The sequence below is a fragment of the Calidifontimicrobium sp. SYSU G02091 genome (assembly GCF_022631395.1).
GTDB lineage: Bacteria > Pseudomonadota > Gammaproteobacteria > Burkholderiales > Burkholderiaceae_C > Calidifontimicrobium > Calidifontimicrobium sediminis.
This window is the reverse complement of record NZ_JALBGB010000050.1, coordinates 1-12137: the sequence shown is the minus strand read 5'-3', so window position 1 is coordinate 12137 and position 12137 is coordinate 1. Positions and strand designations below refer to the sequence as shown.

Below are 12137 nucleotides of genomic sequence, written 5' to 3'. Positions count from 1 at the left end.
TCCAAGCTCAAGCACCTGCCGGCCAGTCCGTTCGCGCCGGCGATGCCAACATGACGCGAAGCGTTTCCACACAAAACGGCATAGAGCCGCGCTGGTCGCATGGATGGAACGGGAAGAAATCCTGTTCCGCACGCTCGAAAAGCACCTGCTCGGCGAGAAGCTGCGCAGCCTCACGCAGTCCGGCATCGAGGACACGGAACCCTTTATCAAGCTGGTTCAAAGCGCCCTGCAACGCAGGAAATCACGGGCCGGCTCGGCGCTGGAAAACCATCTTGAACAGGTGTTCACCGATCACGGCGTGACCTACACGCGAACCGGCGTCACCGAAAACAACCTGAAACCTGACTTCATCTTTCCGGGCATCAGCCATTACCACAATGCGGCCTTCCCACAGGCAAGGCTGACAATGCTGGCATCGAAATCGACCTGCAAGGACAGGTGGCGGCAAATCCTCAACGAAGCCGCCCGCATTCCTGACAAGCACCTCCTGACACTTGAACCCAGCATCAGCGAGAACCAGACGGACGAGATGAAGGCTGAACGGGTTCAGCTTGTGCTGCCCAGGAGCCTGCACCCGACCTACACGGCGGCACAGCAGGCCTGGCTCATGGATGTGGAGTCATTCACCCGGCTGGTGAAGCAAAGGCAGAACGCCTGATCCTATCCGCCACCTCCAGCACCTGGCCGATAGGCACGGCCTGATTGAATGCACCCTTGCCGAAGCTGACCATTCCCACAGCCTCGCCTCTGGCGTTGAACACCGGGCCGCCAGAGTTGCCGCCAGTCACAGGGGCGTCGATCTGCATCATGGGCTGCGTCTGGAACATCCCGGAGGCCTCGCCGTAGCGGCTCACGATCCCGGCCGACAGGGAAAAGCCCCAGCCGTTGGGCGCGCCCACGGCCGCGATGGCCTGACCCTGCCGGGGCATGGCAGGCGCTGGCGTCACCGCCCGGCCTGGCTTGCCCAGGCGCACGCGGCGCTGGATGCGGCGGTCGCCGCCGCCTACGGCTGGGCGGACGACACGCCCCAGATACCCGACGAGGAAATCCTGGCGCGCCTGCTGGCCCTCAACAGCGCGCGCGCCGGCGGCCAGGCGGGATGAGCGACACCACGCGCCGCGGCGCGTGCTGCCCCAGGCGCGGCTTGCGCGACGCAGCAAGCCCATGTCGGGGCCACCATCGCCGTGCTACGATGCAAATTGCAGGACGCTTGGCTTCGTCGCCATGCGCAGGTTGGTCTAGCCTCAGCCAAAGCAGGCCGTGTGATCCCCGCAGCCGAGGTGCAAGCCAAGTTCGCGGACAGCGGATTTTGTCGCGGGAGAAGACGACGTGAAGCCATCTGAAGCCTTGGCCGCCAACCGCGCCGCGATTCGGCGTGTGGTCGAGTCTCACCACGCTTGCAATGCCCGGGTCTTCGGCTCCGTGCTGCGCGGACAAGATATCGACGGTAGTGACCTCGACATTCTCATCGATCCGACGCCGGAGACAACGTTGTTCGACATCGGAGCGATCCGCCATGAACTTGGCAAGCTGCTTGGCGTGCCGGTGGATGTTCTGACCCCCAACGCCTTGCCAGATCGCTTTCGCGACTCGGTTCTCGCACAGGCTCGCCCGATATGAGCCGTGACCAGCAACGGCTGGCAGATTACCTATCCCACATCCTCGAGGCCATCAAGCGGATCGACCGCTACACCGAGGACATGGACGAAGTAGGCTTCTTGAACAGCCAGTTGGTGCAGGATGCCGTGATCCGCAACCTTGAGATCATCGGCGAGGCCAGCCACAACATCGAAAAGCACTACCCAGACTTTGCGGCTGACCACCCTGAGTTGCCACTGTCAGTCGCATACCAGATGCGAAATGCCGTCGCGCATGGCTACTTCAAGGTGGACCTTGAGATCGTCTGGAGGACGATCCACCGCGATCTACCGGGCATGTATCAGCAGGTGAGCGAGCTTGCCGAGAATCTACTCAATGGCGACGCCGATTGCGTGTACGCGCCATGAGTGCAACAGCAAAAAGCACAGCAGCTACTTCCCTGTTGAAGTTGTCGGCCAGACGCTCAAGAATGAACCCGTTCCGCCTGACGCCGAATCCGACGCCGCCGCATCATGCGGCGCATGGCTCTGCCTGACCGCATCAGGGGCGACGCACTTCCGGCCTTCGGTTCCTCCATCGCCATCGAGCGCGCGCTGGCGCGCTTCGGCTGGCTGGCCAGCGGAGACTACGACGACCTGCTGCAGCAGCTCGGCATCCAGCGCACGAAGTTGCGCGCACTCTTGGCCGACGACGAGATCAGCGCGGCCGTCGAGACGCGCCGCCATGCCTGCGTCAACACGCCATGGCGCGTGGAGCATCCGCAGACGCGAGCCCGCGCCTTCCTGACCGAGGCGCTCGAGCCTCACGCGCATAACATCCTCAGCGCCGCCTGGGACGCCATCCTGTTCGGCTACGCCGTGCAGGAGGTGGTGCTGACCGAAGACGCAGGCCGCATCCGCATCGCGCAGACGGTGGCCTGCCCGTTCGAGTGGTTCAGCATCCGGCCAGGCGGCGCGCTGCTGTGGCGTGACGACGGCCAGCCAGCCGTCGGCGGCTTCGTGCTCACCGTCAGCGAGCCGTCCTTGCGCAAGCCGCATGGCGAGGCGCTGCTGGCCAAGGCCTACTGGCCGTGGTTCTTCCGCACGCACGGCTGGCGCATGTGGGCCAAGTTTCTCGAGCATGCCGCTATCCCCCTGATGGTCGGCAAGACCGACGGCGACAAACAGCCGCTGCTGGAGCTGCTGCGCACGTTCTCGGCCGGTCCGGTGGCGGTGATCAACAACCTGGACAGCTTCGAGGCGCTGGACCAGCCTGGCAACAGCCCCAACAAGTTCACCGAGTTCGAGACTGCCATCTGCCGCCGCATCCAGCGCCTGATCCTGGGTCAGACGCTCACATCCGGCACCGACGGCGGCAGCGGCAACCGGGCGCTGGGCGAGGTGCACGAGCGCGTGCGCGACGAAAAGCGCCGCGCCGACATCCGCCTTGTGACGAAGGCGCTGCAGCAGGTGGCCGACCTGCTCGCGGATGTCAACGGCCTGCCGCGTGGGCGCATCGTGCTGGAAGACCCGCGCGGTCTGGAGCGCGAGCGCGCCGAGCGCGACGAGATTCTGGTCAAGGCCGGCATGCTGCGCTTCACACGCACCTACCTCGAGGAAAAGTACGGTCTGGAGTCCGACGACTTCGAGGAGCTTCCGGCGGAGGCCGCCGCGATCGCCGACGCAGGCGCAGGTGGCATGGGTCGCGATGGCCAGCCAGCCGCGACATCCGCCAGCCTCGTCACGCTGGCCGACAAGCGCCCGGACAGCACCAAGCCCGACCGCCGCCGGTTCACCGCCGCGCAGCAGGCCATCGAGGACGAGATCGAACGCACTCTGCTCGATCTTGGCGGCGGGCCGATCGCGCCCGGCTCGATTGCCAGCGCCATCCGCGCGGCGCGCGATCCGGAAGACCTGATGGAGCGGCTCGCGGTGGTGCTGGCCGACGCCGACGACCGCACGTTCCGACAGACGCTCGAGCGAGCGATGTTCGCCGCCGAGATCATGGGCTATGCCGCCGCGAAGCGCGAGGCCATTGGCTCTGAGCCGAAGGCCGAGGCGGCCGCGCAGCCTGCCATCAACCTGCACGCGCCGATCACGGTGCAGGTGCCGCCGCAGCCGGTCGAGGTACGCATGGAATCCGCGCCGCCTACCGTGCAGGTGGACGTGCACGTGCCGCCTCAGCCCGCGCCGGTGGTCAACGTCGAGGCTCGCGCCGGCGAGACCGTGGTCGTGCCGACGCACCCCAAGGTCGCTGTCCAGACCGTCGAGCGCGACGAGTCCGGCGAAGTCACCCGAACCATCACACGCTACGAGGAGTAATCAATCATGGCCATTCAGTTCTCTGTCGCAGTTCGCAACGCACGCCTTGATGCCATCGAGACGGCCATCGGCGCGTCGGCAATCATGCGCATCCGAACCGGCGCGGCGCCGGCTTCGTGTGCCACGGCTGATTCAGGCACCGTGCTGGCGACGCTCAACCTTCCGTCCGACTGGATGGGGAACGCCGCCAGCGGCAGCAAGAGCATGTCCGGCACGTGGCAGGACAGCAGCGCCGATGCGTCCGGCACGGCCGGGCATTTCCGCATCTACGACTCCAGCGGCACCACGTGCCACATGCAGGGGACCGTGACGGCGACGGGTGGCGGCGGCGACTTACAGGTCGATAACGTCAACTTTGCCACCGGCCAGCAGTTCACGGTCACGAGCTTCACGCTGACCGACGGCAACGCCTGATCATGGCCATCACGACGCTCGACGGCGCGCTGGCCGGCATGCTGCCGCCGGTCACCTTCGCCAAGGCCGCGACTCCGTCACTGGTCGCGGGCCGCCCGCACTCGCTGTTTTATCTGAGCGGCATGCCTGGTGCTGCCGTGGCGCCGACGCCAGGACTTTCAGGCGCTGCGCTGACCAGCTACGCCGGTCAACTGCCGTTCAGAAATCCGCCGTCCGGCAACAGCTACCTCGCACGCTTGCAGGCGCAAGCCACCATCGCCGGCACGCTGATCCTGGCTGATCGTCTCTGGCACAACAGCGGGCTTAGCCTCACAGCAACCACGGCGCAGACAATCAACTCGGTGGCGTGGCCAGCGCGCGATGCACTCGGCACAAGCAACGGCGAGCAGGTCATGATTGGCCTGGAGGTCTCAACGGCCACCGGGGCGGGCACGCCGACGTTCACGATGAGCTACACCAACCAGGATGGCGTGGCGGGCAAGACTGGCACCGGCATATTGACTGGCGTAGCGACATCTGCAATCGGTGCGTTCTACCCGATCGGTCTGGCAGCTGGAGACCGTGGCGTGCGATCGATCCAGACATTCACGCTATCGGCAACGTGGACATCCGGCGCGGCTTCGCTGGTGGCCTACCGGGAACTCGCGCGGCTGGAACTGACTGCGGCCAACGTTCCATCCGCCATCGATGCGCTGACCTCGGGCTTCCCGCGCCTGTTCAACGACACCGTGCCCTTCCTGATTTTCGTCCCTTCGACCACGACGGCCAGCAACATCAGCGGGCAGATGGTCATCACCCAGGGGTAAGCGATGGCCGTCTCCGGCCTGGGCAGCAAGACGCGCTCGGCATGGTTCATCAAGCGCCTGCTGCGCGGCGGCCTTCCGCTGCGCCAGCTCATGCTGGCATCAGACCGCGACGCGGCCGATGCGGCGATCTGGTCGGACTGGTTTTTTGCGCCGGCCGCGAGCGGTCCGATCTCCGGTGCGCTGTCTCGCACGCTAGGTGCGGCAACGCTCGCCGGCGCTGCGGGGCTTGCCATCTCCGGCGCGTCTGCCGTCACGCTGGCGACGCTGACCGGCGGCGGTGCTGCAACGCTGTCCATTGCCGGGTCTGGATCGGCGACGCTCGGCGCGGCGACGCTGGATGCGGCCGGGCAACTGGAGGCGGGCATTTCCGGAAGCCTGGATGCCGCGCTCGAGGATGCGACGCCGGCGTCCTCAGCCGCGCTGGCGATCCGCGCGGCTGGCAGCGCGACGCTCGATGCGGCGCATGCGGCATCCGCCGGCAAGCTCGCCATTGCCGGGCAGTTCGCCGCGGCACTCGGATCGGCGACGCTTGCCTCTGATGGGCGGCTGGCCATTGGCGGCAGCCTCGCGCGCGTGCTCGACGACGCCACCGGCAGCGGCGACGCCGATCTTCCAATCGGCGCTGCCGGGGAGAGCGTGCTGCAGGCCGTGCTGCTTGCCTCGGAGGCGCGGCTGGCCATCGCCGCCAGCCTGGCGCTCGCGCTCGACGACGCGCAGCTCTCCGCTGCCGGCGGCGCAATGGCAACCGGCTACGGCGCGGCGAACCTCGCCGACGCGCAACTGGCAGCCTCCGCCGCGCTGTTCAATTCCGGCGCTGCGGCGATCATGCTCGACGATGCCGCCTCGTCCGCCGATGCGGCGCTGCCCATGGCCGCGCTGCACGCAGGCCTGCTCGACGATGCGGCATGCGTCGCAGATGGCCGGCTCGAAATCCGTGCGGATGGATCGGCGCTGCTTGATCCGGCCGTCTGCAGCGCGCATGGCGCCATCGCTGACGCGCGCGTGCTCTCCGCCGTCGCCATCGACGAGATCGCCGCCGCCGTCTGGGCCAAGACGCTGCCGCTCGCCGACGCGCCGGCCATCGCCTACGGCTACCACGCGCTTTCTGCCAACGAGATCGCTGCCATCGCCCACGCCGTGTGGGCCAGGAGCCTTCCATGATCACCGCAGGCGAGCGGCTGCGGCAGCTTGCGGGCAGCGATGGGGCGGCCGGCGCGCTGCTGCTGGCCATCGGCCAAGGCACTACGGCCGGCGCCATTCTGGCCGGCCGATCCGGCATCGCAGCGGCTGCCGCCTGGCAGCACCTGCTGGCCGAAGCGCAACAAGACGATCACGCAGCGAATGCCTCTCTGCCATCGCGCAGCCTGCGCCGCCGCCGTGGCGCCGCGCCCGCCATCGACCAGACTCCTGCGCGCCGCCGTGACGACATCCTGATTTGGGGCCACCGATGGCTGTGACGATTGACTTCGACGCAGACTTCGACAGGCAGGTGGCGCAGGCGCGCGCGCAGCGCGTGATGCTGCCTGAGGAGTTCTACCGCCTTCCTGCAGAGAAGCGCGCGCTGGCCTTTACCGCCTCGGGTCTCGCGCGGCTGGATCAGGTGCAGGCCGTGGCCGACGCGCTGGCGAGGTTCCAGGCCGATGGCGGCACGTTCGAGGACTTCCGGCGCTGGGCAGGCGGGCAGGACTGGCGCCTGCCGCGCCACCGGCTCGAGACCATCTACCGCAACGCCGTGCAGACGGCCTACATGGCCGGGCACTGGCGGCGCTTTGATGAGGCATCGGATGACCTGCCGTTCCTGATGTACGACGCCATCAACGACAGCCGCACCCGGCCTTCGCACCTGGCGATGGATGGCGTCATCAGGCCGGTGGGCGATCCGCTGTGGAAGCGCTGGACGCCGCCATGCGGCTTTCGCTGCAGATGCAGCTTGCGGTCGGTGTCGGCCCGCGAAGCCCAGCGCCGCGGCGGCGTGACGCAGCCCCTGCCGGCCGAAGGCGGACCGGACGACGGCTGGGGCGCAGATCCGCGCGACGCATGGCGCGGGTTGCGTCAGGCACTGGACGCAAAGCTGGACCGGTGCTCGACTGGGGACGCTGCCTTCGCGAAAGGCGTTCCCAGGATCCAGCCGGTGTGGTGCAAGGACGGCCCGATCCGCGATTTCGCGCGGATGCAGCAGGCGTGGATCGAGCGCAAGGGGCAGATGCCTGAGCCGCGCAGCGTGACGCTACCGCGGCTGGACTATCGTTCCCCCGAGGAAGGCTACGCAGCCTTCATGCGCCACTTGGGACTGCTGCAGACTGGCGGCTGGGTGCCCACGGCCAGCGGCGACGAGGTGTTCGTCAGCGACGCCTTGTTCCGCGACCTGGAAGGCCGCTGGAAGTGGTTCAAGCGCGGGCGCGATGTCTGGGCGCTGTATGTGGCCGAGGTCATTTTGCGGCCGCAGGAAGTCTGGCGGATCAGGCACGACGGCGATGAGAAGCTGTACCTGCTGGGCAGGTTCGCCCGTGGCCGCGAAATACTCGAGGCGCTTGCCGTGTTCAGGCGCGACGCGCGCGAACGCTGGTCTGAAGGCGTCACGGCGTTCGTGGCCGATGACAAGCGCGCCGTCTATCTGAAAGAAAAACGCCGCTGGCTTTTGAACCATGCGGCGTCTGTGACTTATCTGGAGGCGTGACTGGGTTAACGGGTTCCCCCAGTCCCCGCGTGCCGTTCGAATGAGGAGTCCCGCCCATGAGGGCACGCAGTTACGTTGCTGATGCTAGCACGCGCTGCGCCCACACCGCCAATCCCGGTGAACCCGTTCATCCAGACAGCCGTGCCCCCGCCAGCCACCATCGGCGGGAATGGATGAAACCCGGCGCTCCAGCCTGCACACCCTGACGTTTGCCGTCAGGCCGGCCCAGAAGCCGGCAGCAGGCGAGCCACTGCGCTTTGAGGGCATCGCCTACTCCGGCGGCGTGGTGCCGGCCTACGGCTGGCACGGCGACGTGGTGATCGACCTGTCCGGCCTGCAGAACGCCGACGGCGAGGAGCTGCCGGTGCTGGTCGACCACCAGGCCAGCGTCGAGGCCATCGCAGGCAAGGGGCGCATCTTCCGCTTCCGCCAGCCTGACGGCGCAACCGGCCTGCGCATCGAGGGCGAGGTGATCGACGCCACCGACGCCGGACGCCAGATCGCGGCGCTCTTGCGCTCGGACTTCCCGCTGCAGATGTCGGTGGGCATGAGCGCCAACTTCCGCGAGGTCTCGGAACCGCTCATGGTCAACGGCCGCGAGGTGCGCGTGGCGGGCGTTTTCGAGCAGCCGCTCGTGCGCGAGGTGTCGTTCGTGCCGGTAGGCGCGGACCCTGCCACGTCTGCTGCCGCGCTGCGCTTCGCGTTCGACCCCGTTTCTCAACCCAGCCCCGCAAAGGAGCAAGCCACCATGTCTCGCACTGCCGAAGACGAAGCCCTGATTGCAGGGCTGCAGGAGCAGATCAGAAACCTGCAGGCGGAACTGGAGCGCGCGCGCACCGAGCGCCGCGCCGAGCAGCTTTCCGCCCTGTTCGATGAGATCGGCCGCGACGCGCCGCAAGGCGACGCGATCAAGCCGTATCTGGAGATGAGCGAGGCGGCGTTTGCCGCCTTCGCCGCCGACCTCAAGGCTGTGGCCAAGGCGTCTCGCCCGCAGCCCAATCCGGCGCTGTTCTCGTCGCAAGCCATGAGCCGCGCCGCCGCCAGGCCAGAGCCGCAAGACCGCCTGCAGGGGCTGCTGGCCGCCGTCGAGCGCGTCAGCACCCGCGCGGCATCGCTGAACAACGTCTGAAAGGAGCGTCGCCATGCCGACCATGACCAAGACCATCGGGGCCTTCCTGAAGTATGAGGCCCCGCACGGCTACAGCCGCGAGGATGTGACCGTCGCCAGCGGCCAGAACCTGGTGCCCGGCCAGGTGGTGGGCCGCATCACCGCCAGCGGCAAGATCGCTGCCTTCAACCCGGCCGCCTCCGATGGCACGCAAAACGCCGTCGGCATCGCCTTCGACGCGGTGGACGCCACCGGCGGCGACAAGCCCGGCGTGATCGTCGCCCGCCACGCCATCGTGGTCGACCGCGACAACCTGGTGTGGGCCGGCAGTCCGACCAACGCCCAGAAGGATGCCGCCATCGCGCAGCTCAAGGCGCTGGGCATCCTGGCTCGCAAGACCGTGTAAGCACACAGGCGCCGCTCAGGGAGAACACACAATGAACATCACCGACTTCACCATCGGCGAGCTCACCGCCGCCATCAACCAGGTGCCGCGCCAGTGGGGCCGCATCGGCGAGCTGGGCATCTTCCGCAACCGGCCGCTGGCCACCCGCGACGTGGTGATCGAGGAGCGCAGCTCTGGCCTGGCGCTGCTGCCCGACCACGAGTGGGGCGGCGAGGGCACCAAGGCCAGCGCCTCGACCCGGCGCACGCTGTCGTTCCGCATCAAGCAGACGGTGCACGAGGACTTCGTACACCCGATGGACGTGATGGGCATCCGCGCCTTCGGCCAGGAAGACGGCATGGCCTCGATGCAGGACGAGATCGCCTATCGGCTCCAGCGCATGCGCGCCAAGCACGACCAGACGCTGGAGTGGAAGCGCTTCGGTGCGATCAAGGGCGTGGTCACCGACGGCGCCGGCACGGTGCTGTATGACCTCTACAGCCACTTCGGCGTGACGCAGGTGTCGGTGGACTTCGTGCTGGGCACCAGCACCACCAACATCCGCGCCAAGTGCGAGTCGCTGGTCAACCAGATCGAAGACAACCTGATGGGCGACACGATGACCGGCGTGCACGTGTTCGTCTCGCCGGAGTTCTGGGCCAAGCTGGTGGTGCACCCGCAGGTGGTGGACTACATCAAGAACACCCCCACCGCCCAGCAGTTCATGGCCTCGGCCCTGAACCAGATTCAGGTCTACGGCGTGGTGTTCGAGCAGTATCGCGCCAGCGTCAACGGCCAGCGCTTCATCGCCGCCAACGAAGGCCACGCGATCCCGGTCGGCACCACCGACCTGTTCGCCACCTACTTCGCGCCGGCGGACTTCAACGAGACCGTCAACACCGTGGCGCTTCCCCTCTACGCCAAGGTCTGGGCGCAGGATGGCGACCGCGGCTTTGTTCTGCACACGCAGAGCAACAGCCTGCCGCTGTGCCACCAGCCGGCCGCGCTGGTCAAGGTCGTCACCAGCAACTGACAGGCCATGCGGCTGCTCATGATGCAACAGGCCACGCTGGGCAGACAGGCGCTCAGCCCCGGAGTGCAGGTGGACATCGACGATGCCGCCGCCGCGCTGCTGCTGGATGCGGGTGCGGCGCGGACGCTGGACAAGGTGCCGGCGGCCGGGACGTCCAACCCGGTGCTGGACGGCATGCTTGACATTCCGCCCGCGCCTGCGCGCCGTCGCCTCAGGACGCAGGCCTGACATGCCCATCCTCGGCCGCGACCAGTTCGAGATGCGCCTGTCCGCGCAGGACATCGCGCAGCTCGCAGACCTTGACGGCAACGGGGCCGAGACCGCCGGCGCCGTCAGCGCCGCGCTGGCCGATGCGGAAGCCGAGGTGCTGGGCTACGTCATGTCGGTCGCCGCGCTGCCGCTTCCAGACCCTGCGCCGGAGCTGCTCAAGCGCCTGGTGTGCGACGTGGCCCGCTACAACCTCTACCAGCGGCATCTGCCTGAAGAGCACCCGGTGACGGTGGCCTACCTGCGGGCCGTGGCCACGTTGCGCGACATTGCGTCTGGCCGCCTGCGTCTTGCGCTTGGCGGTGGCGATCAGGTCGGGTCCGTGGGCGTGGCCGCAGGGTGGGCCCCTGCGCGCGTCATGACGGACGCCGCCCTGCAGGGGATGGGGCCGTGATCCTCATCGAGTACGACGACCGCGACGTGCGGCAGGCGCTGCAGCGGCTGGCCGCCCGTGCCGCATCCCTGCGTCCGGCCATGGCCGCCATCGCCCAGGCCATCCGCTCCGACATCCTGGAGCGCTTCGACTCGTCCACGACGCCAGACGGACAGCGGTGGCGCCCGCTGACGGCTGCGGCGATCATCGGACGCGCGCGCCGCAGCGCGCCAGCAGGCCTCAAAAAGCGCCGCGCGGCGACCCTGCGCACGTTCTCCACGGGCGCGAAGCCACTGCTGGACACCGGTCTGCTGCGCGACAGCGTGCGCATCGCGTCCGTCACCGACAGCACCGCGACGGTATCGGCAGGTGGCGGCAAGCGCGATCGGATCGCCGCCATCCATCACTTCGGCGGGCTGGCCGGCCGCGGGCGCAAGGTGCGCATCCCGGCGCGCCCGTTCATGGGCATTTCGCCCGAAGGTCGCCGCGAGATCCTGGACATCATCCGCCGCCACATGGAGGCCCTGTGAGCCTGGCTGCCGTCGAGACTGCCATCGTCGACCGCCTGGCCACCACGGGAGTGAAAGTGCTGGCGGCGACGTCCGCCGACGATTTCGAAAAGGTCCGTGCGCCGGCGTTCGTCGTGGTCTTCGACGGGCTCGCCGTCAAGGACAGTGCGTCTGCGCGCGACGCCGCCGTGGCCGAGGCGGGCTGGCTGGTGGTGGCCGTCTCGCGCAATGCCATGCGTCCGCAGGATGGCGCTGCCGCCCGTCATGGCGCGCTGGACATGCTGCAGGACGCCTTTGGCGCGCTGGCCGGCTGGCAGCCGGCTGGTGCCATGCGCCCGCTGCGCTTTGCCGGTGCGCAAGGCGTGGATTTCGAGCCGCCAGCGGCGCTGCTTCCGCTGCGGTTCACGTGCGAAGTTCAACTCACGAAGGAGTAAGCCATGAGCTACTTTTCTGGCCAGGGCCGCGTCTATCTGGCCGCGCGCGACAGCAACGGCAACCCGCTGGCGCTTCGCTGGGTGGGCAATGTGCCCGACCTCAAGATCAGCCTGAGCGTCGAGACCATCGAGCACAAGGAGAGCTACTCGGGCCAGCGCCTGACCGACCTGCAGCTCATCAAGAGCAAGGACGGCGAGTTCAGCTGCACGCTCGAAGATCTCTCGGCCGAGA

Annotated in this window: 17 protein-coding genes and 1 pseudogene; 17 read left to right on the top strand and 1 reads right to left on the bottom strand. The window is 67.9% G+C overall.

Going from position 1 to position 12137, the window contains the following annotated elements:
• Nucleotides 1–658: type II restriction endonuclease (locus MOJ79_RS18195; protein WP_259374577.1), on the top strand; the 658-nt coding region annotated here is incomplete at its 5' end.
• Here the strand turns inward: MOJ79_RS18195 and MOJ79_RS18190 are convergent.
• Entirely contained in the window at nt 624–1166 is a 543-nt protein-coding gene (locus tag MOJ79_RS18190; RefSeq protein WP_241925429.1) for a S1 family peptidase, read from the bottom strand. The two genes, MOJ79_RS18195 and MOJ79_RS18190, sit on opposite strands and share 35 nt — an antisense overlap.
• A 163-nt stretch (nt 1167–1329) precedes the next feature.
• On the opposite strand from MOJ79_RS18190, the gene MOJ79_RS18185 reads away from it, so the two are divergent.
• The 16 genes and pseudogenes from MOJ79_RS18185 to MOJ79_RS18110 all read left to right on the top strand — a co-directional run.
• The gene (locus MOJ79_RS18185) at nt 1330–1620 is read left to right on the top strand and encodes a nucleotidyltransferase family protein (protein WP_241925428.1); all 291 of its coding nucleotides are present in this window, start codon (nt 1330–1332) and stop codon (nt 1618–1620) included.
• Nucleotides 1617–2006: a HepT-like ribonuclease domain-containing protein gene (locus MOJ79_RS18180; RefSeq protein WP_241925427.1), complete on the top strand. Its 390-nt coding sequence runs from the start codon at nt 1617–1619 to the stop codon at nt 2004–2006. Before MOJ79_RS18185 ends, MOJ79_RS18180 begins: the two co-directional genes overlap by 4 nt.
• Nucleotides 2007–2120: 114 nt before the next feature.
• The gene (locus MOJ79_RS18175; RefSeq protein ID WP_241925426.1) at nt 2121–3899 is read left to right on the top strand and encodes a phage portal protein family protein; all 1779 of its coding nucleotides are present in this window, start codon (nt 2121–2123) and stop codon (nt 3897–3899) included.
• A gap of 6 nt (nt 3900–3905) precedes the next feature.
• On the top strand, nt 3906–4313 hold the full coding sequence (locus MOJ79_RS18170; RefSeq protein WP_241925425.1) for a hypothetical protein: 408 nt from the start codon (nt 3906–3908) through the stop codon (nt 4311–4313).
• 2 nt (nt 4314–4315) lie between these two features.
• Nucleotides 4316–5119 (top strand): hypothetical protein, encoded by an 804-nt coding sequence (locus MOJ79_RS18165; RefSeq protein ID WP_241925424.1) that lies wholly within the window; start codon nt 4316–4318, stop codon nt 5117–5119.
• 3 nt (nt 5120–5122) lie between these two features.
• Nucleotides 5123–6280, top strand: a complete 1158-nt coding sequence (locus MOJ79_RS18160) for a hypothetical protein (protein ID WP_241925423.1) — start codon at nt 5123–5125, stop codon at nt 6278–6280.
• Nucleotides 6277–6576 (top strand): hypothetical protein, encoded by a 300-nt coding sequence (locus tag MOJ79_RS18155; RefSeq protein ID WP_241925422.1) that lies wholly within the window; start codon nt 6277–6279, stop codon nt 6574–6576. The genes MOJ79_RS18160 and MOJ79_RS18155 overlap by 4 nt, the downstream gene beginning before the upstream one ends.
• On the top strand, nt 6567–7796 hold the full coding sequence (locus tag MOJ79_RS18150) for a phage minor head protein (RefSeq protein ID WP_241925421.1): 1230 nt from the start codon (nt 6567–6569) through the stop codon (nt 7794–7796). The genes MOJ79_RS18155 and MOJ79_RS18150 overlap by 10 nt, the downstream gene beginning before the upstream one ends.
• A gap of 169 nt (nt 7797–7965) precedes the next feature.
• The gene (locus MOJ79_RS18145) at nt 7966–8925 is read left to right on the top strand and encodes a hypothetical protein (protein WP_241925420.1); all 960 of its coding nucleotides are present in this window, start codon (nt 7966–7968) and stop codon (nt 8923–8925) included.
• 13 nt (nt 8926–8938) lie between these two features.
• The gene (locus tag MOJ79_RS18140; protein WP_241925419.1) at nt 8939–9310 is read left to right on the top strand and encodes a head decoration protein; all 372 of its coding nucleotides are present in this window, start codon (nt 8939–8941) and stop codon (nt 9308–9310) included.
• Nucleotides 9311–9341: 31 nt separating this feature from the next.
• Nucleotides 9342–10322, top strand: coding sequence for a major capsid protein (locus MOJ79_RS18135; RefSeq protein ID WP_241925418.1), 981 nt, complete (start codon nt 9342–9344; stop codon nt 10320–10322).
• A gap of 6 nt (nt 10323–10328) precedes the next feature.
• Nucleotides 10329–10550 (top strand): hypothetical protein, encoded by a 222-nt coding sequence (locus MOJ79_RS18130; protein WP_241925417.1) that lies wholly within the window; start codon nt 10329–10331, stop codon nt 10548–10550.
• Nucleotide 10551: 1 nt separating this feature from the next.
• Entirely contained in the window at nt 10552–10983 is a 432-nt protein-coding gene (locus tag MOJ79_RS18125; protein WP_241925416.1) for a DUF1320 domain-containing protein, read from the top strand.
• Nucleotides 10980–11492: a phage virion morphogenesis protein gene (locus MOJ79_RS18120; RefSeq protein WP_241925415.1), complete on the top strand. Its 513-nt coding sequence runs from the start codon at nt 10980–10982 to the stop codon at nt 11490–11492. The genes MOJ79_RS18125 and MOJ79_RS18120 overlap by 4 nt, the downstream gene beginning before the upstream one ends.
• Nucleotides 11489–11905 (top strand): phage tail terminator protein, encoded by a 417-nt coding sequence (locus MOJ79_RS18115; RefSeq protein ID WP_241925414.1) that lies wholly within the window; start codon nt 11489–11491, stop codon nt 11903–11905. Before MOJ79_RS18120 ends, MOJ79_RS18115 begins: the two co-directional genes overlap by 4 nt.
• A 3-nt stretch (nt 11906–11908) precedes the next feature.
• Nucleotides 11909–12137 (top strand): annotated as a pseudogene (locus MOJ79_RS18110) (hypothetical protein); the annotation flags it as partial.